Annotated in this window: 24 protein-coding genes and 1 tRNA gene; 17 read left to right on the top strand and 8 right to left on the bottom strand. The window is 71.4% G+C overall.

What is annotated here, in order from left to right:
* The first annotated feature begins 272 nt into the window (after positions 1–272).
* Together NX794_RS01025 and NX794_RS01020 are read left to right on the top strand one after the other, a co-directional pair.
* Positions 273–1,193 carry a M23 family metallopeptidase gene (locus NX794_RS01025; protein WP_258776047.1) on the top strand — a complete coding sequence of 307 codons (921 nt, stop codon included), beginning with the start codon at positions 273–275 and terminating at the stop codon, positions 1,191–1,193.
* A 179-nt stretch (positions 1,194–1,372) separates the two neighbouring features.
* A complete protein-coding gene (locus NX794_RS01020; protein ID WP_258776388.1) occupies positions 1,373–2,158 on the top strand; it encodes an SGNH/GDSL hydrolase family protein in 786 nt (261 codons plus the stop codon).
* Between the two features lie 69 nt (positions 2,159–2,227).
* Here the strand turns inward: NX794_RS01020 and NX794_RS01015 are convergent, their stop codons facing one another.
* Complete coding sequence (locus NX794_RS01015; RefSeq protein WP_258776046.1) at positions 2,228–2,848, bottom strand: TetR/AcrR family transcriptional regulator; 621 nt, start codon at positions 2,846–2,848, stop codon at positions 2,228–2,230.
* Between the two features lie 65 nt (positions 2,849–2,913).
* Positions 2,914–4,098 (bottom strand): glutamate dehydrogenase, encoded by a 1,185-nt coding sequence (locus NX794_RS01010; RefSeq protein ID WP_258776045.1) that lies wholly within the window; start codon positions 4,096–4,098, stop codon positions 2,914–2,916.
* A gap of 196 nt (positions 4,099–4,294) precedes the next feature.
* Here NX794_RS01010 and NX794_RS01005 point away from each other — a divergent pair, with 196 nt between their 5' ends.
* From NX794_RS01005 to NX794_RS00955, 11 genes are all read left to right on the top strand, one after another.
* Positions 4,295–5,461: an MBL fold metallo-hydrolase gene (locus tag NX794_RS01005; protein ID WP_258776043.1), complete on the top strand. Its 1,167-nt coding sequence runs from the start codon at positions 4,295–4,297 to the stop codon at positions 5,459–5,461.
* Positions 5,462–5,874: 413 nt separating this feature from the next.
* On the top strand, positions 5,875–7,842 hold the full coding sequence (locus tag NX794_RS01000) for a sensor histidine kinase (RefSeq protein ID WP_258776042.1): 1,968 nt from the start codon (positions 5,875–5,877) through the stop codon (positions 7,840–7,842).
* Between the two features lie 108 nt (positions 7,843–7,950).
* Complete coding sequence (locus NX794_RS00995) at positions 7,951–8,385, top strand: roadblock/LC7 domain-containing protein (RefSeq protein ID WP_258776041.1); 435 nt, start codon at positions 7,951–7,953, stop codon at positions 8,383–8,385.
* A 2-nt stretch (positions 8,386–8,387) separates the two neighbouring features.
* Positions 8,388–8,759, top strand: coding sequence for a DUF742 domain-containing protein (locus tag NX794_RS00990; RefSeq protein WP_258776039.1), 372 nt, complete (start codon positions 8,388–8,390; stop codon positions 8,757–8,759).
* Positions 8,737–9,336 (top strand): GTP-binding protein, encoded by a 600-nt coding sequence (locus NX794_RS00985; protein ID WP_258776037.1) that lies wholly within the window; start codon positions 8,737–8,739, stop codon positions 9,334–9,336. The genes NX794_RS00990 and NX794_RS00985 overlap by 23 nt, the downstream gene beginning before the upstream one ends.
* A gap of 72 nt (positions 9,337–9,408) precedes the next feature.
* Complete coding sequence (locus NX794_RS00980) at positions 9,409–9,984, top strand: GAF domain-containing protein (RefSeq protein WP_258776036.1); 576 nt, start codon at positions 9,409–9,411, stop codon at positions 9,982–9,984.
* Positions 9,985–10,156: 172 nt separating this feature from the next.
* Complete coding sequence (gene tdh, locus NX794_RS00975) at positions 10,157–11,185, top strand: L-threonine 3-dehydrogenase (RefSeq protein WP_258776034.1); 1,029 nt, start codon at positions 10,157–10,159, stop codon at positions 11,183–11,185.
* 53 nt (positions 11,186–11,238) lie between these two features.
* Complete coding sequence (locus tag NX794_RS00970) at positions 11,239–12,438, top strand: glycine C-acetyltransferase (protein ID WP_258776032.1); 1,200 nt, start codon at positions 11,239–11,241, stop codon at positions 12,436–12,438.
* 68 nt (positions 12,439–12,506) lie between these two features.
* Positions 12,507–13,421, top strand: coding sequence for a LysR family transcriptional regulator (locus tag NX794_RS00965; protein WP_258776031.1), 915 nt, complete (start codon positions 12,507–12,509; stop codon positions 13,419–13,421).
* A gap of 208 nt (positions 13,422–13,629) precedes the next feature.
* A complete protein-coding gene (locus NX794_RS00960) occupies positions 13,630–13,989 on the top strand; it encodes an MmcQ/YjbR family DNA-binding protein (protein WP_258776030.1) in 360 nt (119 codons plus the stop codon).
* Positions 13,990–14,071: 82 nt separating this feature from the next.
* Positions 14,072–15,370 carry an MFS transporter gene (locus NX794_RS00955; RefSeq protein ID WP_258776029.1) on the top strand — a complete coding sequence of 433 codons (1,299 nt, stop codon included), beginning with the start codon at positions 14,072–14,074 and terminating at the stop codon, positions 15,368–15,370.
* A gap of 17 nt (positions 15,371–15,387) precedes the next feature.
* Here NX794_RS00955 and NX794_RS00950 read toward each other — a convergent pair whose 3' ends face one another.
* Positions 15,388–16,311 (bottom strand): transketolase family protein, encoded by a 924-nt coding sequence (locus tag NX794_RS00950; protein ID WP_258776028.1) that lies wholly within the window; start codon positions 16,309–16,311, stop codon positions 15,388–15,390.
* A gap of 64 nt (positions 16,312–16,375) precedes the next feature.
* The gene (locus NX794_RS00945; protein WP_258776027.1) at positions 16,376–17,083 is read right to left on the bottom strand and encodes a thiamine pyrophosphate-dependent enzyme; all 708 of its coding nucleotides are present in this window, start codon (positions 17,081–17,083) and stop codon (positions 16,376–16,378) included.
* 212 nt (positions 17,084–17,295) lie between these two features.
* Between NX794_RS00945 and NX794_RS00940 the strand changes: the two genes are divergently transcribed.
* Positions 17,296–17,369, top strand: a tRNA-Pro gene (locus NX794_RS00940).
* Positions 17,370–17,425: 56 nt separating this feature from the next.
* Here the strand turns inward: NX794_RS00940 and NX794_RS00935 are convergent.
* Complete coding sequence (locus NX794_RS00935; RefSeq protein ID WP_258776387.1) at positions 17,426–17,650, bottom strand: tyrosine-type recombinase/integrase; 225 nt, start codon at positions 17,648–17,650, stop codon at positions 17,426–17,428.
* Positions 17,563–18,723 carry a YML083C domain-containing protein gene (locus tag NX794_RS00930; RefSeq protein ID WP_258776414.1) on the bottom strand — a complete coding sequence of 387 codons (1,161 nt, stop codon included), beginning with the start codon at positions 18,721–18,723 and terminating at the stop codon, positions 17,563–17,565. Before NX794_RS00930 ends, NX794_RS00935 begins: the two co-directional genes overlap by 88 nt.
* A gap of 972 nt (positions 18,724–19,695) precedes the next feature.
* Here NX794_RS00930 and NX794_RS00925 point away from each other — a divergent pair.
* Together NX794_RS00925 and NX794_RS36000 are read left to right on the top strand one after the other, a co-directional pair.
* Positions 19,696–20,493 carry a helix-turn-helix domain-containing protein gene (locus tag NX794_RS00925; RefSeq protein ID WP_258776026.1) on the top strand — a complete coding sequence of 266 codons (798 nt, stop codon included), beginning with the start codon at positions 19,696–19,698 and terminating at the stop codon, positions 20,491–20,493.
* A gap of 36 nt (positions 20,494–20,529) precedes the next feature.
* Positions 20,530–22,041, top strand: coding sequence for a CHAP domain-containing protein (locus NX794_RS36000; RefSeq protein WP_428985826.1), 1,512 nt, complete (start codon positions 20,530–20,532; stop codon positions 22,039–22,041).
* A gap of 585 nt (positions 22,042–22,626) precedes the next feature.
* Here NX794_RS36000 and NX794_RS00910 read toward each other — a convergent pair.
* Together NX794_RS00910 and NX794_RS00905 are read right to left on the bottom strand one after the other, a co-directional pair.
* Positions 22,627–23,508 carry a barstar family protein gene (locus NX794_RS00910; protein WP_258776025.1) on the bottom strand — a complete coding sequence of 294 codons (882 nt, stop codon included), beginning with the start codon at positions 23,506–23,508 and terminating at the stop codon, positions 22,627–22,629.
* 98 nt (positions 23,509–23,606) lie between these two features.
* Positions 23,607–24,554 (bottom strand): methionyl-tRNA formyltransferase, encoded by a 948-nt coding sequence (locus NX794_RS00905; protein WP_258776024.1) that lies wholly within the window; start codon positions 24,552–24,554, stop codon positions 23,607–23,609.
* Between the two features lie 259 nt (positions 24,555–24,813).
* On the opposite strand from NX794_RS00905, the gene NX794_RS00900 reads away from it, so the two are divergent.
* Complete coding sequence (locus NX794_RS00900; RefSeq protein ID WP_258776022.1) at positions 24,814–26,181, top strand: lysine N(6)-hydroxylase/L-ornithine N(5)-oxygenase family protein; 1,368 nt, start codon at positions 24,814–24,816, stop codon at positions 26,179–26,181.
* The last annotated feature ends 10 nt before the right edge of the window (positions 26,182–26,191 follow it).

Raw genomic sequence — 26,191 nt, 5'->3', positions numbered from 1 at the left:
AGGGAAATTGAAAGAACCGGAGCGGCAGACATCCACGGAAAGTCACCGGACATTCCCACCGTCGATCTTCGAAAACGCCAACGACAGGATTCGACCGCTTGTTTCGGTACGTCCCGCTCGCTTACGTTCGCCACCCATCCGGACGGAACGCCGAATCCTGCCGCCGCCCGGAATCCCCACACACTTGACCCGTGTACGGCAGGAGCGGGCGGCCGGGCAGCTCCAGTCCGCACCCGACAGCCGACCTCGCAGGCGCCGGAGAGGAATGCTCCATGCCCGCGAAGGGTAAGCACCGACGTCCCAAGGCCCCGCGTCTTTCCCGCTCCCTCGCCGTCGCCGGAACCGGTGGCGCCGCGCTGGCCCTGCCGCTCGTCGGGGCGGCCGGAGCGCATGCCGCGACCCCGGCGCAGTCCGTTTCCGGAAAGGCCGTCCAGTCCCTTCCGGTGGCCGGGAAGAAGGCCGCCTCCCAGGCGTCGCCGACCGTCCGCGGCTACACGGTCAAGTCCGGGGACTGCCTTTCGGTGATCGCCGAGACGCAGCACGTCGCCGGCGGCTGGCAGCGTCTCTACGAGGACAACCGGGGGGCCGTCGGCGCCGACCCCTCGCTGATCCACCCGGGCCTGAAGCTCACGCTCGGCAAGGAGGCCACCCAGGCCGGGACCGGTACCGGCACCGCCGCCCCGCGCCAGTCGTCGGCCGAGCCGCAGGCCGCCCCCTCCGCCCCGGCGAAGGCCGCCCCCACCGCACAGCAGGCGGACTCCGCCGACGCGCCCGCCCCCGCCGCCGACTACACCCTCCCCGTGACCGGCGCCACCATAGGCACCGGCTACCACGTGGCCGGCAGCATGTGGTCCAGCGGCTACCACACCGGCGTCGACTTCGTCGTCCCCACCGGCACCTCCCTCAAGGCCGTCGGCGCGGGCACCGTCATCTCCGCCGGCTGGGGCGGCGCCTACGGCAACCAGGTCGTCGTCAAGCTCGCCGACGGCCACTACGCCCAGTACGCCCACCTCTCCCAGCTCTCCGTCTCGGCCGGGCAGAGCGTGACCCCGGGACAGCAGATCGGCCTGTCCGGCGCCACCGGCAACGTCACCGGCCCGCACCTGCACTTCGAGATCCGCACCACGCCGGACTACGGCTCCGACATCGACCCCGTCGGCTACCTCCGGCAGCACGGCGTCACCGTCGGCTGACCACCACCGCTCCGGGCGGCACCAGCCGTCCGCGGGACCGCCTTATTCCCGGCTTGGCAATCTATTTAAGAGTGGCTCATCTCACCGTTCGTCAACCCCGCCCTACGGTCGCGTAGGTCACACCCCAAGGTGAATCATGGACCGACGTGGCAGACGATTCGAAGAGTGACAACAGATCAGTGATCGGGTCGTACGTGGCGGTGGGGGACAGCTTCACCGAGGGCGTCGGCGACCCCGGTCCCGACGGGGCGTTCGTCGGCTGGGCCGACCGGCTCGCGGTGCTCCTCGCCGACCTCCGTCCCGAGGGCGACTTCCGGTACACCAACCTCGCCGTACGCGGGAAACTGCTCGACCAGATCATGGCCGACCAGCTCCCAGCGGCCGTCGAACTCGCCCCGGACCTGGTCTCCTTCTGTGCCGGCGGCAACGACATCATCCGCCCCGGCACCGACCCCGACGAGGTCGCCGAGCGCTTCGAGCGGGCCATCGCCCAGCTCTCCGCGGCCGCCGGCACCGTCCTCGTGACGACCGGCTTCGACACCCGCGGCGTCCCGGTCCTCAAGCACCTGCGCGGCAAGATCGCCACGTACAACGGGCACGTCCGCGCGATCGCCGACCGGTACGGCTGTCCCGTGCTCGACCTGTGGTCCCTCAGGTCCGTGCAGGACCGCAGGGCCTGGGACGGCGACCGGCTCCACCTCTCGCCCGAGGGGCACACCCGGGTCGCCCTGCGCGCCGGACAGGCCCTCGGCCTTGAGATCCCGGCCGACCCCGAGCAGCCCTGGCCGGTGCTCCCGCCCCGGGGCACGCTGGAGATCCGCCGCGACGACGTCCAGTGGGCCCGCGAGTACCTGGTCCCGTGGATCGGCCGGCGGCTGCGCGGCGAGTCCTCCGGCGACCACGTGACCGCCAAGGGCACCCTGTCGCCGCACGACATCAGGATGCGCATCGCCGCGGTGGCCTGAGCCCGGCGGCCGTACCCGTGCCCCGGTCCGCGCGACCCCGCGGCCGGGGCACGGCCGTCGCCGGGCGGCTCAGCGGCCCGAGGCCGTCAAGGCCGCCCGCTCCAGACCCAGTTCACGCGCGAGCGCCTCGTCCACCCACTGCTGTGCCCGAGAGCGCGAGACCGTCCCCCGGTACGACGTGAGCTGCACCGCCAGCCCGTCCAGCAGCGCGGTCAGCCGCAGGGCGGCACCGGCCGGGTCGGCGCAGCTGAACTCGCCCGCCGCGACCCCCTCCGCGACGACCTCGGTGAGCGCGGCCTTCCATTGCCGGTCCAGATCCCGGGCGACCTCCCCGAGGGCCGGTTCGCGCAGGGCCACCGCCCAGCCCTCGATCCACAGCCGCCAGCCCTTGGCCTGACCCGTGGGCGCGTACCAGCGCACCGCCGCCCGCAGCCGGCGCACCGCCGACGTCCGGCGGCCCAGCAGCGCGCGCAGGTGGGCGAGATCGTCCTGCGCGGCGTACGCGAAGGCGGCGGCGACCAGCTTCTCCTTGGAGGAGAAGTGGTACAGCACCAGCGCGTTGCTCACCCCGAGCGTCGCGGCCACGTCGGCGATCCGCACCGCCGCCACGCCCCGCGCCTCGATCTGCTCGATGGCCGCCCGCAGCAGCTCCTCGCGCCGCTCGGCCACGCTCAACCGCACTCTCGCCATCCGGTCACCCTAAGGTGTGGGCACAGCCGGTACCGCGCGGGCCCGATCGGGCGCCCGGCACACCCTCACCGGTACCAGCCGAAACGTTCCGCGATCACCGGCAGCCGGTCGGCCACCAGGGCGTGGGCGGCCGCCCGCGGGGTCGTACCGTCGGCCTCCGCGCGGTCCAGCACCTGCCCGACCAGCGCCCGCATGGACCGCCGGACGTGCCCGAACGCCTCGTCCGCGGCCGCCCCGATGTCGCCGAACAGGGTCCACCACCACCAGGCGTTGGTCCCGGAGTTGACCACCACGTCAGGCAGCACCGTCACCCCGCGCGCGGCCAGCGCCGTCTCCGCCTCCGGCAGCACCGGCATGTTGGCCGCCTCCACGATCCAGCGGGCGCCCACCCGTTCCTGCTCGGCGGGGCCGATCGCGTACGACACGGCCGCCGGCACCAGCACCTCCGCCTCCACCGACAGCCAGGCGTCCCGGGGCAGTTCGCGGTCGCCGGGGCGCAGTGCCCGCCGGTCGACGGTGCCGTGGGCGTCCCGCGCGGCCAGCAGCGCCTCCACGTCCAGGCCCGCCGGACGGGCGACGGTGCCCCGGACGTCGGCGACCGCCACCACGGTCAGACCGGCGCGCGCGAGGAAACGCGCGGTGGCCCCGCCCATCGTGCCGAAGCCCTGCACGGCCACCCGGGTCCCGCCGTACGGCACGCCGGCCCGGTCCAGCGCCGTCAGCAGCGACTCGGCGACCCCGCAGCCGCCGGCCAGCTCGTCCAGACCGATGCCGTCCACCTCGATGGCGAAGGCGTCCGCGAGCCGCCGGCGGGCCGCGGCCTCGTCCTCCAGCAGCGGATACACCGCCTGCACGGACGACACGAGACCCGCCTCGGCCGCCGCCCGGTCCACCAGGTCCTGGGTCAGCCCCAGATCCTCGCCCGTCGTCCAGACACGCTCGATGTACGGCCGCATCGCCCGCAGGTAGCGCACCAGCAGCCCGTACGCCGCCGGGTCCCGCGGATCGCAGTCGATGCCCCCCTTGGCGCCGCCGAGCGGGACGTAACGGCTGCGCGGGTCGTAGTGCAGGGCCTCCTTCATCGACATGCCGCGGGCCAGTGCGGCCACCTCGTCGAGAGTGCAGCCGGGGCGCATCCGCAGCCCGCCGCTGGCCACGCCCCGCACCAGCCGGTCCACGACCAGGAAGCCCCGGCGCCCGGTGACGTGGTCGGTCCACACGAGGGACATCAGCGGTGCGGAGGCGGTCATCGGGGCTCCAGGCGAGGGGATCACGGGGCTCGGTTACTGAACGGGCGGTCGGTATCGGGACTCGCTCGCGACCCTGTCAACGTACTGAACCGACGGTCAGTGACACCGGTGGATGGCGGAGCGTGGACCCGGCGCCTCCGGCAACCGGGGGCGCCGACCATAATGGAGGCCCTCAGCCACTGTCTCTGGAGGTACCGTGACCGGTCTGCGTTCCCCGAGCTCCCGGCTCCGCGGCATGCGGCCCGCCGCCTTCGGCGCGGACCCGGGCGGCGAGCGCCTGGCACGCATCCGCCGCTCCCCGCACTTCGAGGACGGCGTCTTCCAGAACCCCGGCGGACCCGCCCGGACCCGGCCGTCCGGTTCCTCGCTGGACCTCGCGAAGGTGTTCCTCGACAAGGAGACCCGGCCGCTGCGCGCCCCGCAGGGCACCGTCCCGGTGTACCCCACGACCTTCGCCGACCTGGCCGGACCGCCGGCCACCGGGCTGCGGCTGACCTGGATGGGGCACTCCAGCGTCCTCGCGGAGATCGACGGCCACCGGGTGCTGTTCGACCCCGTCTGGGGCGAGCGCTGCTCCCCGTTCCCCTTCGCGGGCCCCCGGCGGCTGCACCCGGCGCCGCTGCCGCTGACCGCGCTCGGCGAGGTCGACGTGGTCGTGATCTCCCACGACCACTACGACCACCTCGACCTGCCCACCATCCGCGCCCTGGCCGGCACCGACACCGTCTTCGCCGTACCGCTCGGCGTGGGCGCCCACCTCGAACACTGGGGCGTCTCCCCGGACCGGCTGCGCGAACTGGACTGGCACGAGGCCACCAAGGTCGGCGGCATCACCCTCACGGCCACCCCGGCCCGGCACTTCTGCGGCCGGGGCCTGCGCAACACCCAGCACACCCTCTGGGCGTCCTGGGTCGTCGCCGGCGAGGAGCACCGTATCTACCACAGCGGCGACACCGGGTACTTCGACGGCTTCCGGGAGATCGGCGCCACGCACGGCCCGTTCGACGCCACGATGATCCAGATCGGGGCGTACAGCGAGTTCTGGCCCGACATCCACATGACCCCCGAGGAGGGGCTGCGGGCCCACCTCGACCTCCAGGGCGGTGCCCCGCACGGCGCGCTGCTGCCGATCCACTGGGGCACCTTCAACCTCGCCCCGCACCCCTGGGCCGAGCCGGGGGAGTGGACCAAGGAGGCGGCCGAGGAGGCCGGCCAGGCGGTCGCCCTGCCCCGCCCCGGCGAGCCGTTCGAGCCGGCGGGCAAGCTCCCCGCCGAGGCCTGGTGGCGGGGCGTCTCGGGCGAGGTCCGCCGCACCTGGCGCTCCGTCGGCGCCTTCGTGGCGGAGCCGCCGAAGCGCGGCTGACAGTCGCGCCCCTCGGCTCGGCGAGGCCGCCGAGCCAAGGCCAAGGCCGATACGCTCCGTGACCCTCGTGGTCGGGAGGCATGGTCGGCAGTTCCGTCCCCGGCGCGCGTGCGCGGGCGGACAACCGTCGGAAATCGGGCGGGTGTGTGGGTCTCGTGAAAGATGACCCTGCGCCCGCCCCTTTTCGTTTTGCGACCGGTTTCGACCAGGCTGTTTCGGTCTTTTTCGGAACGGGTGCGCCCGGACGGCCGAGTCGTCGGACTGTCGTACGAGGGTTCATACCAGAGCGGGACGCTGTGCGCGGGACTTTGTCAACTGCCCACCGCACATGATGCGCGGGCAACTACTGTGAGTGTCCGCGCGCCGCACTGCGCGACACATCCCAGGCCCGACGGACCAGTACGAGGACGCAGATGTCTCACCTCCGAGCACCGGCCGCCCGCGCCGACCGCCGCGAGGGCGGACGGCACGGGCGACCGGTCGCCCGACCCGCTCCCGCACTGCCCGAGACCCACATACGGCCCCAGCTCCTACGGCTCGCGGTGCTGCCGCCCCTCGCCGTCGCGCTCGGTGCCACGGCCGCCGTGCTCGTCAGCATCCGCTCCACCGGCGGACACACCGGACCCACCCTGTGGGCCGTCCTCGCCGGAGCGGTCGCCGTGGCCGTCGCGGGCATCCTGATCGCGGCCGTCGCCGCCGACCGCGCCGCCCGCTCCGTCACCGAACGGGTCGACGCGCTGCGCCGTACCACCGCCCGTGACGCGGCCGACCTGCACGCCCTGGTCGACGCGCTGCGCCAGGGCGAGAGCCCGCCGCAGCGCTCCGCGCGCCGCCGCCCGCCCGAGGACGCCGACGACTTCGAACTGCTCGCCGCCGACCTGGCCCGCGCCCACGACGGCGCCGTCACCGCCGTCGTGCGCGCCGCCCAGCTCTCCAGCCAGGCGGGCAGCGAACAGAAGCTGGAGGTCTTCGTCAACCTCGCGCGCCGGCTCCAGTCCCTCGTGCACCGCGAGATCTCGACGCTGGACGAGCTGGAGAACGAGATCGAGGACCCCGACCTGCTCAAGGGCCTCTTCCACGTCGATCACCTCGCCACCCGCATCCGGCGGCACGCCGAGAACCTCGCCGTGCTCGGCGGCGCCGTCTCCCGGCGCCAGTGGAGCAACCCGGTCAGCATGACCGAGGTGCTGCGCTCCGCCATCGCCGAGGTCGAGCAGTACTCCCGGGTGAAGCTGGTCCCGCCCGTCGACGGCGAACTGCGCGGCCACGCTGTCGCCGACGTCATCCACCTGCTCGCCGAACTGGTCGAGAACGCCACGGTGTTCTCCGCCCCGCAGACGCAGGTGCTGCTCCGCGCCGGCATCGTCACCTCGGGCCTCGCCGTCGAGGTCGAGGACCGCGGACTCGGCATGCCCGTCGCCGAGCAGCACCGGATGAACGCCCTGCTCGCCGACCCCGACCAGGTCAACGTGGCCAGCCTGCTGGCGGACGGGCGGATCGGCCTCTACGTCGTCTCGCAGCTCGCCCGCCGCCACGGCATCAGCGTGCGGCTGGGGACCAACATCTACGGGGGAGTGCAGGCCGTCCTCGTCGTGCCCCAGCCGCTGCTGGGGGCACCGCCGCAGGAGACGGCGCCCGTGACGGAGCCCCGGCAGGCTCCGGTGGCCCCGGTCGCCGCCGCGCCCCCCGCCCCGGTTCCGGGAGTTCGGCCAGAGTCCGGTACAGGCGGTGTTCAGGGAACCGGACGACGACGCCGTACCCCGGACGAGGGCGAGCGGCGCGACGCCGGCACCGGTGCCGGCCCCCGCGCGTCCGGCGGCGCGGGCGGTGACCGGGGCAGTGCCGCGCCGCCACCGCTCCCGGTGCGCGGCGCCCAGGGGACGCGGCCGACCCCGGCCGAGGCCGTACCCGGCGTCCGGGCCGAGGACCGGGCCGCGGTCGAGGCGCACGCGGGCGTCCTGCCCACTCCGCGCGCCGAGACCGTGCGCGGCACCATCGACAAGCCCCGACTGCCGCGCCGCCGCGCCCAGGAGCACCTCGTACCGCAACTGCGCGGCGGTCCGGCCCCGCGCCAGGACAGCGGCGGCGTCGCGGGCCACGATCCCGGTCTGATGGCCGCCTTCCAGCGCGGCATCGGACTCGCGGAGGCGCAACAGCAGTTGGAGACGAGCGCCGGGAACGAGCCGCAGTACATGGGCTCCGGTCACATGGAGCCGACGCACACGGGCTCGTGGCACCTCAGCGGCACCGGCACGGGACCCGGGCACACCGGCATGCCCTCGGATCACCCGTCCCCGCCCCCCATACTCCCCGCGCACGCCCCCGTCCCCGACGGCAGCCACCGCCCCGGCCGCACCGACGGGAGTGCCCCGGCCGGCTGACCGCAGCCGTCGTAGCCACCACCCACCGCCCCGACCACCCGTACGCCCCTCCGCATGTCCCCCCACCCGCGCTTCAGTAGATCTGCCACCCCAAGGAGTCGATCCACCATGGCGAGCGATGCGCCGACCGCCCACGCGTCCGACCTCGACTGGCTGTTGAGCGGCCTCGTGCAGCGCGTACCGCACACGGGCAGCGCGGTGCTCCTGTCGTGCGACGGGCTGGTGAAGGCCGTGCACGGTCTCGACGCCGACAGCGCCGACCACATGGCCGCCCTGGCCTCCGGGCTGTACTCGCTCGGCCGTAGCGCGGGCGTCCGGTTCGGGGACGGCGGGGACGTCCGGCAGGTCGTCGTCGAACTCGACTCGACCCTGCTGTTCGTCACCACGGCCGGTTCCGGCACCTGTCTGGCCGTACTGGCCGGCCGCGAAGCCGACGCCGCCGTGCTCGGTTACGAGATGTCGATGCTGGTCAAGAGCGTCCGCCCGTACCTCGTCACCGCGCCCCGGCAGCACGCCGCCGAGCCGTCGGCGACGAGGCCTTGAGGGTGGCGACAGCCGGTGACGGGCCTTGGCTGGACGACGCGGCCGGCCGGCTGGTGCGCCCGTTCACGGTCAGCAACGGGCGTACCGAGCCGAGCATCGCCCTCGACCTGATGTCGCAGGTCATGGCCACCGGGGTGACCCCGCTCGGCTACCTCGGGCCCGAGCACGCGCAGGCGCTCGACCTGTGCCGGGGACCCGTCTCGGTGGCCGAGATCGCCGCTCAGCTGAAACTGCCCGCAGTGGTCACCAAGGTGTTGCTCTCGGACCTGGTCGACTGCGGAGCGCTGACCACCAAGCCGCCCGCGTTCCACCACACACCCACTGACCGGTCCCTGCTGGAGGCAGTGCTCGATGGACTACGACGACAGCTCTGACCCGTTCCCCACTGCGCTCAAGATCCTTGTGGCGGGCGGATTCGGCGTCGGCAAGACCACCTTCGTGGGCGCGGTCAGCGAGATCGCGCCGCTCAGCACGGAGGAGCTGCTCACCACGGTCGGCGTCGGCACGGACAACCTCGACGGCATCGAGAACAAGATGGAGACCACGGTCGCCATGGACTTCGGCCGGATCACCCTCGATCCGGAACACGTGCTGTACCTCTTCGGCACACCTGGCCAGGAGCGGTTCTGGTTCATGTGGGACGAGCTGTCCGAGGGCGCGCTCGGCGCGGTGATCCTCGCCGACACCCGGCGGCTCCAGGACTGCTTCGCCGCCGTGGACTTCTTCGAGGAACGCGGGCTGGCCTTCATCGTCGCCGTCAACGAGTTCGACGGCGGCTTCCGCTACGACCCCGACGAGGTGCGGGCCGCCATCGACCTCGACCCGGGGGTCCCGGTCGTCCGCTGCGACGCCCGGATCTCCAGCTCCGGCGTGCAGACCCTGCTCACCCTGGTCCGCTACCTCCTGTCCCACGTCCCCGAACCGGCACCCAGCCGTGGCGCCCCCCTCTGATCCCGCCGCCCTACCGCCCTACCGCCCACGGAGCCCCCACATGAGGTACGTCCACCGCGACGGAGCCCGGCCATGAGCTATGAGCCGCCCCGGCGCGTCCGGGGACTGCTGCTCACGCCCGAGGACAAGGAGGCCCCCGCGCGTGCGGAGCGGCTGCGGCGGCTCGGCCTCGCGGACCGGCCCGACCCCGCGCTCGACGTGGTCGCCCGGCACCTGGCCGGGCACACCGGGGCGCCGTACGCCATGGTCGACTTCGTCGGCGAGGACCGGCAGTTCTTCGCGGGGCTGTGCGTCCCGCCCGTCGCGCCGTTCGTCCGGGAGGACGGCAGCGCCGCCCGCCTGGGCCGGACGCTGCCGCGCGATCACGGGTTCTGCCCCCATGTGGTGGTCCGCCGCAAGGCCCTCGTCCTGGAGGACGTGCGCGACTACCCGCGCTTCGCCGGCAACCCGGTCGTCGACGAGTACGGCATCCACGCCTATCTCGGCGCCCCGCTGACCGACAGCTCCGGCATGGTGCTCGGCACCGTGTGCGCCATGGACACCGAGCCCCGGGTGTGGGGGCGCGCGGCCCTGGAGACCGTCAAGGCGCTGGCCGCCGAACTCGTCGGACGCCTCGAACGCGGCGCGGAGGACGGGCTGTCACCGTGAGGCGGCTGGGCCGTTCGGGGGTATGTAGGAAAGCTGAGGCGCCGGTTAAGAAAAGGTCGATGGATTCCGGCCCGCGCATACGGCAGATTGCAGGGTGATTCCACCCCTCTGACCCGGTGCGGGCCGCTTCGGCATGCCCGCGGGCCGGGACCTCACCCACAGGAGCCACAGCTTGAAGGCGCTGGTCAAGGAGAAGGCGGAGCCCGGGCTCTGGCTGACGGACGTCCCGGAGCCCGAGATCGGTCCCGGGGACGTACTGATCAAGGTCATGCGGACCGGTATCTGCGGCACCGACCTGCACATCCGGGCCTGGGACGGCTGGGCGCAGCAGGCGATCAGCACCCCGCTGGTGCTCGGCCACGAGTTCGTCGGACAGGTCGTGGAGACCGGGCGCGACGTGACCGAGATCCGGATAGGAGACCGGGTCAGCGGGGAGGGCCACCTGGTGTGCGGCAAGTGCCGCAACTGCCTGGCCGGCCGCCGTCACCTGTGCCGGGCCACCGTCGGCCTCGGGGTGGGCCGCGACGGCGCCTTCGCCGAGTACGTCGCCCTGCCCGCGTCCAACGTGTGGGTGCACCGGGTCCCGGTGGACCTCGACGTCGCCGCGATCTTCGACCCCTTCGGCAACGCCGTGCACACCGCGCTGTCCTTCCCGCTGGTCGGCGAGGACGTGCTGATCACCGGCGCCGGACCGATCGGCCTGATGGCCGCCGCGGTGGCCCGGCACGCCGGTGCCCGCAACGTGGTGATCACCGACGTCAGCGAGGACCGGCTCGCCCTCGCCCGCAAGATCGGCGCGAGCCTGGCCCTGAACGTCGGCGAGACCACCATCGCCGACGGCCAGCGGGAGCTGGGACTGCGCGAGGGCTTCGACATCGGCCTGGAGATGTCCGGCCGGGCCGAGGCCATGCGGGACATGATCGCCAACATGACGCACGGCGGCCGGATCGCGATGCTCGGCCTGCCGGCGCAGGAGTTCCCCGTCGACTGGGCCCGGATCGTCACCTCGATGATCACCATCAAGGGCATCTACGGCCGGGAGATGTTCGAGACCTGGTACGCCATGTCGGTCCTGCTGGAGGGCGGCCTCGACCTCACCCCCGTGATCACCGGCCGTTACGGCTACCGCGACTTCGAGGCGGCCTTCGCGGACGCCGCGAGCGGCACGGGCGGCAAGGTCATCCTCGACTGGACCATGTGAGTCGGACTTCGCCCAACCGCCCTCGCCCGCAAGCCCCTTCAGGAGAACCCCTCATGTTCGACACCGTCCGCGGCGACCTCCGCGCCACCCTCGACGAGATCCGCGCCGCCGGCCTGCACAAGCCGGAGCGGGTCATCGACAGCCCGCAGTCCGCGACCGTCAACGTCAGCGCCGGCGGCCGCCCCGGTGAGGTCCTCAACTTCTGCGCCAACAACTACCTGGGCCTCGCCGACCACCCCGAGGTGATCGCCGCCGCCCACCAGGCGCTGGACCGCTGGGGCTACGGCATGGCCTCCGTCCGCTTCATCTGCGGCACCCAGGAGGTGCACAAGGAGCTGGAGGCCCGCCTCTCGGCCTTCCTCGGCCAGGAGGACACGATCCTCTACTCCTCCTGCTTCGACGCCAACGGCGGAGTCTTCGAGACCCTGCTCGGCGCGGAGGACGCGGTCATCTCCGACGCCCTCAACCACGCCTCCATCATCGACGGCATCCGGCTGTCCAAGGCCCGCCGCTTCCGCTACGCCAACCGCGACCTCGCCGACCTGGAGACCCAGCTCAAGGAGGCGACCGCGGGCGGCGCCCGGCGCAAGCTGATCGTCACCGACGGCGTCTTCTCCATGGACGGCTACGTCGCCCCGCTCGCCGAGATCTGCGACCTGGCCGACCGCTACGACGCGATGGTCATGGTCGACGACTCGCACGCCGTCGGCTTCGTCGGCCCCACCGGCCGCGGCACCCCCGAGCTGCACGGCGTCATGGATCGCGTCGACATCATCACCGGCACCCTCGGCAAGGCCCTCGGCGGCGCCTCCGGCGGTTACGTCGCCGCCCGCGCCGAGATCGTCGCCCTGCTGCGCCAGCGCTCGCGGCCGTACCTGTTCTCCAACACCCTCGCCCCGGTGATCGCCGCCGCCTCCCTGAAGGTCCTCGACCTGCTGGAGTCCGCCGACGACCTGCGGGTACGGCTCACCGAGAACACCGCGCTGTTCCGCCGCCGGATGACCGACGAGGGCTTCGACGTCCTGCCCGGCGACCACGCCATCGCCCCCGTCATGATCGGCGACGCGGCCGAGGCGGCCCGGATGGCCGAGCTGCTGCTGGAGCGGGGCGTGTACGTGATCGGCTTCTCCTACCCGGTCGTCCCGAAGGGCAAGGCCCGCATCCGGGTCCAGCTGTCCGCCGCGCACTCCACGGAGGACGTCGACCGCGCGGTGGACGCGTTCGTCGCCGCGCGCGCCGCACTGGCGGGCTGACCGGAACGGGACCCCGGCCGCCGCGATCGGGGTCCCGACCAGGCCGCCGTACCTGGGATAATCAAGCCATGATCGAGGCACGGCGGCTCCACATCCTCCGTGCGGTGGCCGACCACCGCACGGTCACGGCGGCGGCCGCCGCGCTCTACCTGACCCCCTCGGCCGTCTCCCAGCAGCTCACCGCCCTGGAGCAGGAGACCGGCCACCGCCTCGTCGAGCGCGGCGCCAAGGGGGTACGTCTCACCCCGGCCGGCGAGATCCTGCTCGGCCACACCAACGCGGTCCTCGCCCAGCTGGAGCGGGCCGAGGCCGAACTGGCCGCCTACGGTTCCGGCGAGGCGGGCACGGTCACCGTGGCCGCCTTCGCCACCGGCATCGCCCAGGTGGTCGCCCCGGCCGTGGCCCGCCTGGCGGCCCGCGCGCCCGGCATCGGCATCCGGGTCCAGGACGCCGAGGGCGACGCCAGCCTGCCGATGGTGCTGGACCGCCAGGTCGACGTGGCGGTGGCCGTCGAGTACCGGGGCGCTCCCGCCGCCGACGACCCCCGGCTCACCCATGTGCCGCTGTACGCCGAGCCGTTCGACGCCGTGGTTCCGGTCGGGCACCGGCTCGCCGACGCCCCCGAGGTCCCGCTCGCGGAACTGGCCAAGGACCCGTGGATCGGGCCGTACCCCGGCAACCCGTGCCACGACGTGGTCGTCCTGGCCTGCGAGAGCGCCGGTTTCCAGCCCCGCCTCGAACACTCCTCCGACGACTTCCGCGCCGTCGTCGCGCTCGCCTCGGCCGACGCCGGCGTGGCCCTCGTCCCCCGCTCCGCGCTGCGCGGCATGGACCTGTCCGGCGTCGTCGTCCGCCCGGTCGACGGCGTGGCCCCGACCCGCCGCGTCTTCGCCGCGGTCCGCCGCGGAGCCGAGAACCACCCCCTGATCCGACCGGTACTCCAGGCCCTCGACGAGGCGGCGAACGAGACGGCGGAGGCGTGAGGCTTCGGTAGCCGCTGGGTCAGCCGGCAGTACGCAGCGGAGTGAGCCGTCCCCAGAGAGGCACACCGTCAGCCCGGCCCGTCCGGTCAAGCCGAACAGCGGCACCTTCCCCGGCTACGCCCTTGCACCGCCCGGTGAAATGCGTCCCGGCACCCGGTACTTCAGCGCCGTGGCGTGACTGTCAGTGGCAGCGGCTACCGTGCGTGGCATGCCGGATGCCGAAGACGTACGCCGTATCGCCCTGTCCCTGCCGGAGACCACCGAGAAGGTCGCGTGGAACATGCCGACGTTCCGGGTGGCCGGGAAGATGTTCGCGACCGTGCCCGAGGAAGAGACGTCCATCGCCGTGCGCTGCCCCAAGGAGGAACGGGACGAACTGGTGCTGGCCGAGCCGGAGAAGTTCTGGATCGCCGGGCACGAGGCGCAGTTCGCGTGGGTGAGAGCGAGACTCGCCGCGCTGGACGACGAAGCGGAGCTGCGGGACATCCTCACCGACTCCTGGCGACAGGCCGCTCCGCCTCGACTCCTGGAATCCCACCCGGAGTTGGGGGCGCCGTCCAGGGAGTGAAAGGGGGGAGGCGGAGTGGGGCGGCGCGTGGCATGATCCCGCGCGGTGCGGCGGGAGCCGGCAGGGGAGGGGAGTACCGGGGATGACGGACACGGAAGCACGGCGCGACACCGTCGCCACCAGCGCGTTCGGGAGAGAGCGTGTCGCCCCGGCCGTGTGGTCGCGTGACTTCACGCTCTTCTTCGCCGCCCGTGCCGTGGCCCGCCTCGGCGACACCATGCTGCCCGTCGCCCTCGCCGCGGGCCTGCTGCAACACGGGTACGGCGCGGGCGCGGTCGGCCTCGCCATGGCCTCGGCGGCCGCCTCGTTCGCCGCGCTCGTCGTCTTCGGCGGGGTCATCGCCGACCGCTTCAGCACCCGGCGGCTGATGATCGGCGCCGATCTCGCGCGGCTCGGCACCCAGTCCCTCGCCGCGGTCCTGTTCTTCACCGGGCACGTGGTGCTCCGGCAGATCTGCGCGATCGGCCTCGTCAACGGCGTGGCCGGCGCCGTCTTCCAGCCCGGCGTGGCCAGCACCGTGCCCCGGCTGGCCACCGACGTCCAGGGCGCCAACGGCGCCATCCGCGTCGCCGAGTCGTCCGCGCAGCTCGCCGGGCCCGCCGTCGCCGGTCTGCTGGTCGGCTTCGCCTCGCCCGGCGGGGTGTTCGCCGGACACGCGGCCACCTACGCGATCAGCGCCGGCTGCCTGCTGCTGCTCCGACTGCCCCCGCCGCCAGCGGGCGGCCACGCCGTCACCGGACGCGGGACGCGCGCCTTCCGCACCGATCTGGTGCACGGCTGGCGGGAGTTCCGCTCCCGCACCTGGCTGTGGAGCGTCATCGCCGTCTGGTGCGTGTACATGATCGCCGTCTACGGCCCGACCGTCCCGCTGGTGGCCACCGAGATCGTGCGGCAGCACGGCCCCCGCGCCTACGGCCTGGTCAACTCCGCCCTCGGCGCGGGCACCGTCGTGGGCGGACTGCTCGCGCTCAGACTCCGCCCACGCCGCATGCTCCGGGCGGGCGCCGTCTCCCTCTTCGTCTTCTTCGGCTTCCCGGCCGCCGTCGGCGCCGGCCTCGGCGTCCCCGCCATGGCCGCCGGCGCCGCCCTGGCCGGCGCCGGGATGTCGTTCTGGGGGGTCATGTGGGCGACCAGCGTGCAGACCCAGGTCCCCGGCGAGGTCCTCAACCGCATCCACGCCTACGACGTCGCCGGCTCCCTCGCGATGATGCCGGTCGGCCAGGCCCTCGCCGGCCCGGCGGCGGACGCGCTCGGCGCCGGGCACGTACTGCTGGTGTCCGCCGTGACCAGCGTCGCGGTGGCGGCGGCCCTCCTCGCCCTCCCGGCGGTACGCGGCCTGGTCCGCGCCGACCCGGGCGTACCCGCGGCCAAGTCGCCGTAACCCTCCCCGCCCGGTGCTCAGGCCCGCGCGCTCTCCCGCCGAGGCGTGCCGGCGAACCGGCCGATCCGCTCCCGCAGACCGTGGGCGTCAAGACCGTGCGCGGCCGCGTGCTCCTCGAACGTGCCGTACCGGCGCAGCTCACGGCGGCCGACGCCGAGTCCCAGCACCCGGTGCGGCACATCGGCCAGGGCGTCGTTCACCGCGGCCACGGAGGTGCCCGCGAGATACGGCTCGACCAGCACGACGTCGGTGCCCGCCGCCTCCGTGGCCCGGCGCAGCCCCGCCGCGTCGAAGGGCCGTACGGTCGTCGCGTACAGGACGGTCGTGTCCAGGCCCTCGGTGGCCGCGAGGACGGCGTCCAGTACCGGGCCGACGGCGACCACGACGCCCGAGCGGCCTTCGCGGACGGTCAGGAAGCGCTCGCCGTCGAGGGCGGCGCCCTGCCGGTTCGACTGGACGGAGAGCCGTACGTACACCTTGTCGTCGCCCGCGGCGACCGCGCGGCGCAGCAGGGTCTCGGCCTCGTCCGGATGGCCCGGCACGTGCACGGTCCAGCCGTCCAGCGTGTCCAGCAGGGCGACGTCGCCCGGTGCCATGTGGGTGAAGCCCCCGGCCGGCCAGTCGAAGGAGGCCGCGGCGCTCACCAGGACCGCGCCCGTGTCCTGGTGCCCGAGGTCCAGCTTGACCTGTTCGAACGGCCGTTCCACGAGGAAGCTGGCGAAGGTGTGCACGACCGGCCGCAGCCCGGTCAGCGCCATCCCGGCGGCGGCCCCGACCAGGAGCTGTTCGCGGATGCCGACGTTGACGACCCGGTCGGGATGGCGGGCGATGGCCTCGCCGAAGGCGTCCTTGCCGATCTCGGCGAGGAGGACGGCGACCCGCGGGTCCTCGTCCAGCAGCCGGGTGACGACGGGTGCGAAACGGTCACGCATGGTGTCCATGGGAGTACGGCCCTTTCCGGAGCGCGCGGGGGTTTCAGGCGGGTAAGGCTCAGGCGGGGAAGGTTCAGGCGTTCTTCGGCTCGACCCGGGCGACGACCACGTGCGGCCGGCCCGGGTGCGCGGCGGTGCACGCGGCGTACAGGGCCTCGTGGTCACGGCCGTCGACAGTCACCGCCGACCAGCCCGCGGCCTCGAACCGGGCGGCGATCCCGCCGGGCAGCGCGTGGCTGGCCGAGGAGTTGTCGACCACCACCGTGTGCAGCCGCTCCAGCCCGGCCGGCCCGGCGAAGGCGATCGCCTCGTGGTTGCTGCCCTCGTCCAGCTCGGCGTCCCCGATCAGCACCCACACCGCCGGACCGGACAGCCCCTGCGCCCGCAGCCCCAGCGCGCTGCCCACGCCGATCGGCAGCCCGTGCCCGAGCGACCCGCTGGCGATCTCCGCGCCCGGCACCAGCACCCGGTCCGGATGGTGGCCGAGCGGGGAGTCGTACGAGCCGAAGCCGGGCAGCCAGTCCACCGGCAGGAAGCCCTTCGCGGCGAGCACCGCGTAGTAGGCCATCGGCCCGTGCCCCTTGCTCAGCAGAAACCGGTCCCGTCCGGTGTCGTCCCGCAGCTCGGGCGTGACCCTGAGCACCCGGTCGTAGAGCACCCACAGCACGTCGAGCGTGGAAGTGGCCGCCGGACCGTGCTTCTCGTCGCCCGTCATCAGACTCATCAGTCCGGGCAGGTCGTCGTATCCGTACGCGCGGAGTCCGTCCGCTGTGATCGTCATGCCGTCGATCGTGCAACCTCGACCGGACTTGAGGTCAAGGCATCTCAGGGGCCTGAGAAGTCGGCCAAGAGGTCCGCGCGTCTTGATCGCCGCCGGGGGTTCGGATACGCCGCCGAGGCCTGCTCGGGAGAAACGGAGGCGCGAGCACCGACCCGAGTGCGGTATGGTTTCCCTGCACGTTTCGACCAGGGAAACCCCAGGTCAGACGGCATCGGGACGTGGCGCAGCTTGGTAGCGCACTTGACTGGGGGTCAAGGGGTCGCAGGTTCAAATCCTGTCGTCCCGACTGGAGACAGTCGCAGGTTAGGGCCGGTTTCGGAGGTATCCGAGACCGGCCCTCACTCATTGTTTGGGGACCAGTTGGGGACCAGTGATCTTGTGGACGTCCGGGTGCGGGGAGCGTTGGGTGGTGGTCAGTGAGCCGTGGCGGGCGTTCCTGCGCAGGATGTGGAGGGGGACTCCGGCGTCCGCGAGCCAGGTCAGTGCGGTGTGGCGGAGATCGTGGCGGCGCAGGTGCTCGTAGCCGAGGCGGGTGACCACCTCGTCCCGGTGGGTGGCGTCGCGCAGGACCGCGGTGGAGATGCGTCCTGCGCGTGGGCCGGCGAACAGAGGCGCGTCGGGGGCTGGGCCGGCGGAGAGGATGCGCTGGCACGAGCGGGCGGATCTCCTCGATGATGGGCACTTTCCGGGCTCGCTTGCCCTTGGTGCCCTTGTCGGTGAGTCCGCCGGGGGCGGGCGGGCGTGGTCTGGCGCCGTACCGTCCAGATCCACTGGTTGGTGTCGATGTCTGCGACGCGGCACCCGGAGACGTCGCCGATCCGGGCGGCGGTGCTCGCGGCGAAGAGGCGGACGTCGCCCCGGCCTCCGTACTGGTTGTAGGAGGCGGCCACGAGGGCGTCGGCCAGTTGGACGAGGGTGTTCCAGCCGGGCAGGGCGAGGGCTCCTGGGTCGCGGAGTTCGTCCTCGGCCTGCCCGTAGAGCTTCTGCCGGCCGCTGACCCGGGCGGGGGTGACTTTGATGACGCCGTCGCGGACCGCCTGCTCCATGACGCGGACCAGAACGGCGATGGTGTTCTTGACGGTGGAGCGGCTGTGCTCGTCGACGATCCAGTTCTGCACCGCGCGGTCGACGACGCCGTTGGTGATCATCCGTACGGCGAGGTGGCCGAGCGCGGGGACTACGCGCATCCGCCATCCCGCCAGATACGGGTCGAGGGTCTTCAGTTCCAGCCCGCGAGGTGCGAGATCCATGTTCGCTTCGCCGTATTCGGCGAGCTTCATGGTGGCGAGTGACGGGGACAGTCCGGCCTGTGCGGCTTCGCTGATGTCCTCGGACAGGGTGTCCGGCGAGGTCTGCGCGGCCATCCGCGCCAGGAGTATGCACGCCTGGGGCACGAGGAGCCGGCGGGCCTTGTCCTTGAGGAGGTTCAGTACACGGCTGCGGACCGGTTCGGTGAACAGCCGGTCGGCAAGCACTCGATCGACCGACCGGGCGGACGTGTGGGGGGCGGCCAGCGAGTTGAGGAGCAGGCCACAAAAACGCAGGACGCCTTCGAGGGGGATGCGCCTCAACTGGGACTCGGTGTAGCCAGCGGGCAGCGGGAACCCGAATATCTTCTCCGGTGTGAGAAAGACCGCCATGAGATCGATCGGCGCTGGTTCCCGGAGGGAGGCGGTTGTCAGCAGCCCGCTGGAGCGTTGGTTCCAGCGAGGTACAAGGGCCGTGGCCGTCGATCCCTGCAGTACCGGGTTGCTGCACGAGGGGTCGGCCAGATGCCGGCCCGCAGGGAGGCGGGCTCGACACCGGCGAGCAACTGTCTCAGGGCCTCGATCTGCTGGGCGAGGCGGTCCCCGGCGTCCATCGGCGCTCCCGTCGTGCATGTACCCGAGGCCGTGGCGTCGGCTGCTGTTGGCGTCCTGGCCGTGCGGTCACCAGGATCGGTGCTGAAGAGGGGTGGGGCCAAGCGAATACCTGCACTGGCCAGGAATGGAGCTGGCACAACGCCTTTCGCGAGAGCTGACCGCGCATCACTGCCTCCCCCGAAACGGAAGCGCGCAGCTGGCGGCAGACGTCGCACGCCGACAGGCGTAAGCGCCCACACTCATCTCATAAACCTACGCGGCACCGAGCCCCGGGACACCGCCGGGAACAAGACCACGCCCGCTACCGCATCCACGCGCACGGCATGCCCACCCTCCCGCCCACGTATACGAGACCGGTGGGCCTGGCTGGCGATCGCCGCCTACACCCGGCTCCGGCTTGACCGGTCGCCGGCCCGGTGATCTCAGGCGCCCATGGGAGAAATTGGCTGAAGCGTTGCCGCCGCGCTGAGGGATTTCGAAGGCGACGGCAGACCGCAGGTTCCTGCTCGGATCGAGAACCGGTGTCTGAGTGAGGGCAGCACCTCCGGTGTCTGTGATACCTCTCGGCTGGGCATACCCGAGCCCAAGAATCGACCGGGTGTGCGTAAAGAACTGGCGGTCGCCGCTTGTGCTTATCTCCTCGGCTCTACAGTCGCTTGCCGGGTGGCAATCGGGGGGACATCGGTGGACGTTTACGCACAGCCTCACCCGGCGTTGCGAGAACTGGTCGAGGGTGCGTACCACGCGGGAGTGGAGACCCTCTCTCCTGGCGAGGTCATCGCGGTGCCGGCGAGTCTGTCGGTGTCGTTGAACCTGAACTTCGGCGAGCTGCCGGTGGGCGTGCCTTCGGCCTACGCGGCCGGTCCCGGTTTTCTCTACGAGTACGGTGGGGGCGGAACGTCCTCGGTGCAGGTGGCGTGGATCGGGCTGCGGCTTACTCCGCTCGGCGCATACCGGCTGATGGGAGTGTCGCTGGCCGACGTGGCCGGGCACGTCGTCGACCTGGCTGAAGTCTTCGGAACGTCGGGGCGTGTGCTGGCTGAGCGGTGTCAGGCCGCGCGCAGTCACCGGGAGCGGTTCGCCTTAGTCGATGCGTTCTTGCTGAGTCGTTCCGCCCAAGGGCTGTGGCCCAGTGCGGAGGTGGTGCGGTCGTGGCAGTTGCTCTCCCGCTCCGCAGGGCGGGCTCGGATTGCCGAGCTCGCTGCGGATGTGGGATGGAGCGGTGATCACCTTGGGCGGGTGTTCCGGCGACAGATGGGGCTGCCCCCCAAGTCCGCGGCACGGCTGATGCGGCTGATGAGCCTGCTTGCGTGTGTCGATGCGGAGCGGAAACGCTGGCCCGAGCTCGCAGCCGATCACGGATATAGCGACCAGTCTCATTTCATCCGCGAGATGAGGGAATTCACCGGTTTGACTCCCTCGGAGTATTTGTGCCGTCTGCGGCCGTGCGGCTGCCTGGGGAGTGCACAAGGCCCCCCTGGCCGGTCCGGACGATCCGCGAGAGACGCATCGGATTCGTTCAAGACTGAGGAAGCGGTGCGTTCGTAGCCTGCGATGGAGTTACCGCTCTCCACAGAGGACGCCATGCGCTTCGCACACATCAGCCCATCCCTGCACCGGTGGGGCATCGCAGTCACTGCGCTGCTCACCATGGCCTTCTACCTTGCTGCACCGGCCCCGCCGGCGAATGCGGACGTCGTGCTCGGAGACGTCCAGACCATCGCCGACATCGCGCGCGGCCAGACCCACCGCTTCGAAAGCGTCGGCGAGCCGGGGAGGGTCTGCGATCCCGGCTATCTGACGAGTTGCAGCGGCAACAAAGGACGGGGTGAGTACTGGTGCGCCGACTTCGCCCGCTGGGTCTGGGACCGGGCCGGCTTCCACACCGAGTATCTCGACCCCCGCGCCCGGAGCTTCCAGGAACAGCGGGCCAGATACGGCGGTGAGCACTCCGCGCCGCAGGTCGGTGACGCGGCCCTGTTCCACGACATTTACGGTAACGCCAAAGGCGTGGTCCACCATGTTGCCATCGTGGTCGCGGTCGACGGGGGTTCGGTGACCATCGTCAGTGGCGATGTCGGCGGCGAGGAGAACACGACAGGCCCCGAGGGCAACGAAGAGGCTCACTACGCGCACACGGCGAAGGTCCGTGAGGACACGCTCAACTCCTCACCGGGGACGATGTTCGGCAACTCCGAGGCGATCGACGGCTATGTCAGTCCCGTGCCCAAGAGCCGGCCACTGAACGGTGGTGGTGGCGGTGGAGGCGGCGGGGCCGGGAGCGGCGGCTCCGACAAGCTCTGGATAAATACCTTCGCTTCGGCTGCTGGACGCGATCACGGCGGGAAACTGTACGCCGGGCGCAATTACGTGTTCTGCCGCGAGTGGGGCACTCAGGTGGGATCAGGTAGTGCCTACAACCACTGGTGGCTGTACACCGACATGGACACCGGCGGCCGGGACTTCGTCTCCGCGTACTACCTCAGCGGCCAGGGCAACGACACGGCCAAGGACGCGAACGGCAACGACCTACCGACCTGCGATGGCACCACCACCGGCACGGGCCGCAGCGGCGGACGCACCTGGGTCAAGACCTTCGCCGCAGCCCAGGGCCGCAACGACGGGGGCACTCTCAACGCCGGGCGCAACTACGTCTTCTGCAAGGTCTGGGGCGCGCAGGTGGGCTCGGGCAGCGCCTACAACCACTGGTGGCTCGCCACCGACATGGACACCGGCGGTAAGGACTTTGTGTCCGCCTACTACCTCAGCGGCCAGGGCAACGACGTCGCCAACGACGAGAACGGCGACGACATCCCCGAGTGCGCCTCCGGAGACGACGCCGGCGGCAAGGTGTGGGTAAAGACCTTCACCACCGCTACCGGGCGCGACCACGGCGGCGCCCTCTACGCGGGCACCAACTACGTCTTCTGCAAGGTCTGGGGCGCGCAGGTGGGCTCGGGCAGCGCCTACAACCACTGGTGGCTCGCCACCGACATGGACACCGGCGGTAAGGACTTTGTGTCCGCCTACTACCTCAGTGGCCAGGGCAACGACGTCGCCAAGGACATCAACGGCCGGGACATTCACACCTGCTGACGCCTTCCATTGAGCACTGAGAGGGCGTTTAGTCTGTTTCTGATAGCGGCCCCGTCCGGGTTGGCGGACCCGGATACCGATGGGTGATTCAAACCTCTGGTTTGCAGGTTGCCGTTGCGGCGTAGACACGATGGCGAATCGCGAAGTCGAGGCCGCTGCGCCGGTCAGCGAGCGGCAGGTGGAGCGGTGGTGTCAGCCTGGGGCGAGCGCGGCGAGGGCGGGGTTCACTCGGAGGGGCTGCGGAGTCGGCTTGGGGACCAGTTGGGGACCACACGGTGTGCGCGATGGCGCGCGACGGAGCCTCCTACGCACACTATCCACCCTGATTAAGTCTGCTATATCCAGAAAATACCCTTGACCCCTACTCCTGGGGGTCAAGGGGTCGCAGGTTCAAATCCTGTCGTCCCGACTGGAGACAGTCGCCGATCAAGGGTCGATATCGGATACTTCCGAGATCTGCCCTTGACTGGCGACTTTGTGTGTGCGGGTGTCGATGCCGTCGTTCGCGTCCGTAGGGGACAGGCCGATGGGACGGCCGCACCGGTATTCGTCGTCGAGCGGGCCGTGCGTGGTCTCGCCACCCCGTCAGCGCAGGATGACGTGCACACCCTGTTCCCTGAAGATCTCCAGGAGCAGGTCGAACAGCGCTACCTCGCGATCGGCGGCGGGTACATGCTCCGCCAACCTTGCCCTGGTCTCGGTCGACGACTCCCAGTGCAAGGTGAACGGAGTGGTGGCGCCCCAGCCGCCTGTCAGGCAGTCGTTCAGAGCGTCGAGGTTCCATCCGAAGTATCCGCCGGGTCCGTTGACGGCTTCACCGATCGCGCAGTAGAAGGTGTCCCTGTCAGTGATGTGCCGGCCGTCCAGGGTGAACACCTCGCCTGCGGGAGCGTCGGGCTTCCCTTGACGCTGGTATTCCCCGGAGTGCAGCGCCACCGACAGCCACGCATGTCTGTCCTCGGGGGCGAGTTCGTGCCACATGCCGGTGCGATTGAGGTGCCCCGCGCGGATCAGGTTCCACACCTGTTCCGCTCCGTCCAGGGCGTTCTCACACCACAGCGTCACCGTGAGGTCCACGAGGCCGGCGCCGCGGGTGGAGGGCTTGACGCCGATGACGGTGACTTCGTTGACGAAGTAGGAACCCATGGTGGCGCCGTCACCGTCGAGGAGATCGAACCAGGCGTTGCCCGCCACAGCACGACGGCCGCCCACGTGGTCGATGCCCTTCAGCAGGCTTCCCTGCGGGAGGCAGCCCGCGAGGTGCACTCGGCGTGCTCCCTCCTCGTCCGGCAGTGGAGTGAACAGTCCCACGGCCTCGTGAGCGAAGGCCCAGAAGTCGCTGTCGTCCTCGGCCGAGGTCAGCGCGTACTGCTGCCGGTCACCGCCCCGCCCTGATGTTCGCATCGCACCCCCGGAGAAAGCACTGATCTGCCAGGCATTCAAGTCGAGTCCCAGGCCGTATGCCACCGCCGTGCGGACCGATGCCCCGCACGGCGGTGGACGCCGACCCCTCCGGGACCGTCCGGAGTGGGTCGGGGATCAGGGGCGGTGAGGGGCCGCCGGTGTCAGGGGCGGTTGGTGAGGTAGCCGCCCATGGCGGTGAAGTAGTCGGTCGCGGCCAGTTCGTGGCCGTCCTCGGTGCGTACGCGGGTGATGGCCAGGCCGTGGTTGCGGCCCGTGCGGGCGTCGGCGCCGGCGACGATGACCACGCCCTCGCCCTCGCGGTAGAAGACGCGGCCGGGAGTGCCGCCGTACCGGCCCTCGGAGACGACGGCGGCGAGCACCTCAAGGCGCTTGCCCTTGTGGAAGGTGAAGGCGGCCGGGTAGGGGGCCGACTGGGCGCGGACCAGGCGCTCCAGGACCTCGGCGGGCCAGTCCCAGTTGATGCGGATGTCGTCCTCGGCGCGCTTGTGGAAGAAGGTCGCCTGGGAGCGGTCCTGCTTGGTGAACTCGGTCCGGCCGGAGGCGATCGCGTCGAGGGCGCCGATGGTGACCGGGGCGATCAGGTCGACCGTCTTGTGGAAGAGGTCGGTGGCGGTGTCCGTCGGGCCGACGGCGACCGCGCGCTGGTCGACGATGTCGCCGGCGTCGAGCACCTCGTCCATCATGTGCGCCGTGACGCCGACTTCGGGCTCACCGTTGATGAGAGCCCAGATCAGCGGGGAGAAGCCGGCGTACTTGGGCAGCAGCGAGTCGTGGACGTTGAGGGTGCCGTGCCGCGGCAGGGTGTAGATGCGCGGCGGTATCCAGGTCCGCCAGTTGTTGGCGACGATGATGTCCGGATCGGCATCCTTGAGCCGCTGGAACAGTTCCTCGTCGTCGGGGCGGTTGCGGATGACGACCGGAACGCCGTGCTCCTCGGCGAGTTCCGCGACCGAGTCGCTCCAGATCTTCTCGTAGGCGTGCTCGCTCTTGGGGTGCGTCACGACCATCACGACGTCGTGCTCGGAGTCCAGGAGCGCCTTCAGGGTGCGATGGCCCCAGGTCTGATAGCCGAACATGACGACCCGCATCGGGGTTCCTCCTCAGAAGTGCGAAAAAGCCAGTGGTCAGTAAAGCAAGGCTTACCTAACAGTGCAACGAGCCCCGGTTGGAGGGTTGTTAGCCTGAGAGGTGGTGGTTTGTCTGGTTTGCCTGGTCGACAGTGGGGGAGGATCAGGTTAGCCTTGCCTAAGTTCCGCTTGGCTGCCGGTCACCGGTGTGCCTGGACTCCCCCTTATCCCCACCGACGTGACGCCTGACAGGCGGCTGTCCCGCACGAATGGGAGTGACATGTCACAGGCTCTTCCTGGCGACGCACCACTGGTCCACGATCTGATCGGTATCGGCTTCGGGCCGTCGAACGTCGCCATGGCGATCGCGCTGAGCGAGCACAACGCGCGCGTCGGAAGGCAGGAGGCGGTCACCGCTCACTTCTTCGAGCAGCAGCCCAGCTTCGGATGGCACCGCGGCATGCTGATCGACGACGCGACCATGCAAGTGTCCTTCCTCAAGGACCTGGTGACGCTTCGGAACCCGACGAGCGAGTACAGCTTCCTCTGCTATCTCCAGAGCAAGGGCCGCCTGATCGACTTCGTCAACCACAAGAACCTGTTCCCGCTGCGGGTCGAGTTCCACGACTACTTCGAGTGGGCCGCGGCGAAGGTCGACGACATGGTCTCGTACGGCCACCAGGTCGTCGCCGTCGAACCCGTGGTGCGTGACGGCGTGATCGAGTACCTCGACGTGACGGCCCGGTACGGCGACGAGACCGTCGTCCACCGCGCCCGCAACCTCGTCATCGGCACCGGACTTCGCCCGGTCATGCCGGAAGGCGTCGAGCGGACCGACCGCGTCTGGCACAACTCCGACCTGCTGGCGAAGGTGGACGGCCTGAAGGGCTCCGAGCCCAAGCGCTTCGTCGTCGTCGGCGCCGGCCAGAGCGCCGCCGAGAACGTCGCCTACCTGCACCGCCGCTTCCCCGAGGCCGAGGTGTGCGCGGTCTTCTCCCGCTACGGCTACAGCCCGGCGGACGACAGCAGCTTCGCCAACCGCATCTTCGACCCCCAGGCGGTCGACGAGTACTTCACCGCGCCGGAGGACGTCAAGCGCCGGCTGATGGACTACCACGGCAACACCAACTACTCCGTGGTCGACATCGACCTCATCGACGACCTGTACCGGCAGGCGTACTCGGAGCGCGTGCTCGGCACCGAGCGGCTGCGCTTCCTGAACGTCTCGCGCCTCACCGGCGTCGAGGAGACGCCCGACGGGGTCCGCGCCACCGTCAAGTCCCTTGTCACCGGCGAGGAGAACCGGCTGGACGCCGACGTCGTGGTCTGCGCCACCGGGTACCTGGAGGCCGACGGCCTGGGCCTGCTCGGCGACGTCGCCGGCCGGTGCCACCGTGACGACCGGGGCCGCGTCCGCGTCGAGCGCGACTACCGCGTGGCCACCGACGCCGAACTGCGCTGCGGCATCTACCTCCAGGGCGGCACCGAGCACACCCACGGCATCACCTCGTCCCTGCTCTCCAACACCGCCATACGCGTCGGCGAGATCCTGGACTCGGTCCTCGACCGCGGCCTCAAGGGCGCGCCCGACGCGGTCCGGCCGGTCGCCGGGGGAGCCGGCGGGGGAGTCCACCAGCCGACCCGCTGACCCGTACGCC

The organism is Streptomyces pyxinicus (assembly GCF_024753135.1).
GTDB classification, from domain to species: Bacteria; Actinomycetota; Actinomycetes; order Streptomycetales; family Streptomycetaceae; genus Streptomyces; species Streptomyces pyxinicus.
This window is presented reverse-complemented; position numbering and strand designations above follow the sequence as displayed.

Coding starts and splice junctions, on each gene's coding strand:
- NX794_RS01025 (WP_258776047.1), top strand. CDS start 273: ATGCCCGCGAAGGGTAAGCACCGACGTCCCAAGGCCCCGCGTCTTTCC.
- NX794_RS01015 (WP_258776046.1), bottom strand. CDS start 2,848: ATGGCGAGAGTGCGGTTGAGCGTGGCCGAGCGGCGCGAGGAGCTGCTG.
- NX794_RS01010 (WP_258776045.1), bottom strand. CDS start 4,098: ATGACCGCCTCCGCACCGCTGATGTCCCTCGTGTGGACCGACCACGTC.
- NX794_RS01000 (WP_258776042.1), top strand. CDS start 5,875: ATGTCTCACCTCCGAGCACCGGCCGCCCGCGCCGACCGCCGCGAGGGC.
- NX794_RS00995 (WP_258776041.1), top strand. CDS start 7,951: ATGGCGAGCGATGCGCCGACCGCCCACGCGTCCGACCTCGACTGGCTG.
- NX794_RS00985 (WP_258776037.1), top strand. CDS start 8,737: ATGGACTACGACGACAGCTCTGACCCGTTCCCCACTGCGCTCAAGATC.
- NX794_RS00980 (WP_258776036.1), top strand. CDS start 9,409: ATGAGCTATGAGCCGCCCCGGCGCGTCCGGGGACTGCTGCTCACGCCC.
- NX794_RS00970 (WP_258776032.1), top strand. CDS start 11,239: ATGTTCGACACCGTCCGCGGCGACCTCCGCGCCACCCTCGACGAGATC.
- NX794_RS00965 (WP_258776031.1), top strand. CDS start 12,507: ATGATCGAGGCACGGCGGCTCCACATCCTCCGTGCGGTGGCCGACCAC.
- NX794_RS00960 (WP_258776030.1), top strand. CDS start 13,630: ATGCCGGATGCCGAAGACGTACGCCGTATCGCCCTGTCCCTGCCGGAG.
- NX794_RS00955 (WP_258776029.1), top strand. CDS start 14,072: ATGACGGACACGGAAGCACGGCGCGACACCGTCGCCACCAGCGCGTTC.
- NX794_RS00950 (WP_258776028.1), bottom strand. CDS start 16,311: ATGGACACCATGCGTGACCGTTTCGCACCCGTCGTCACCCGGCTGCTG.
- NX794_RS00945 (WP_258776027.1), bottom strand. CDS start 17,083: ATGACGATCACAGCGGACGGACTCCGCGCGTACGGATACGACGACCTG.
- NX794_RS00930 (WP_258776414.1), bottom strand. CDS start 18,723: ATGGCGGTCTTTCTCACACCGGAGAAGATATTCGGGTTCCCGCTGCCC.
- NX794_RS36000 (WP_428985826.1), top strand. CDS start 20,530: ATGCGCTTCGCACACATCAGCCCATCCCTGCACCGGTGGGGCATCGCA.
- NX794_RS00905 (WP_258776024.1), bottom strand. CDS start 24,554: ATGCGGGTCGTCATGTTCGGCTATCAGACCTGGGGCCATCGCACCCTG.
- NX794_RS00900 (WP_258776022.1), top strand. CDS start 24,814: ATGTCACAGGCTCTTCCTGGCGACGCACCACTGGTCCACGATCTGATC.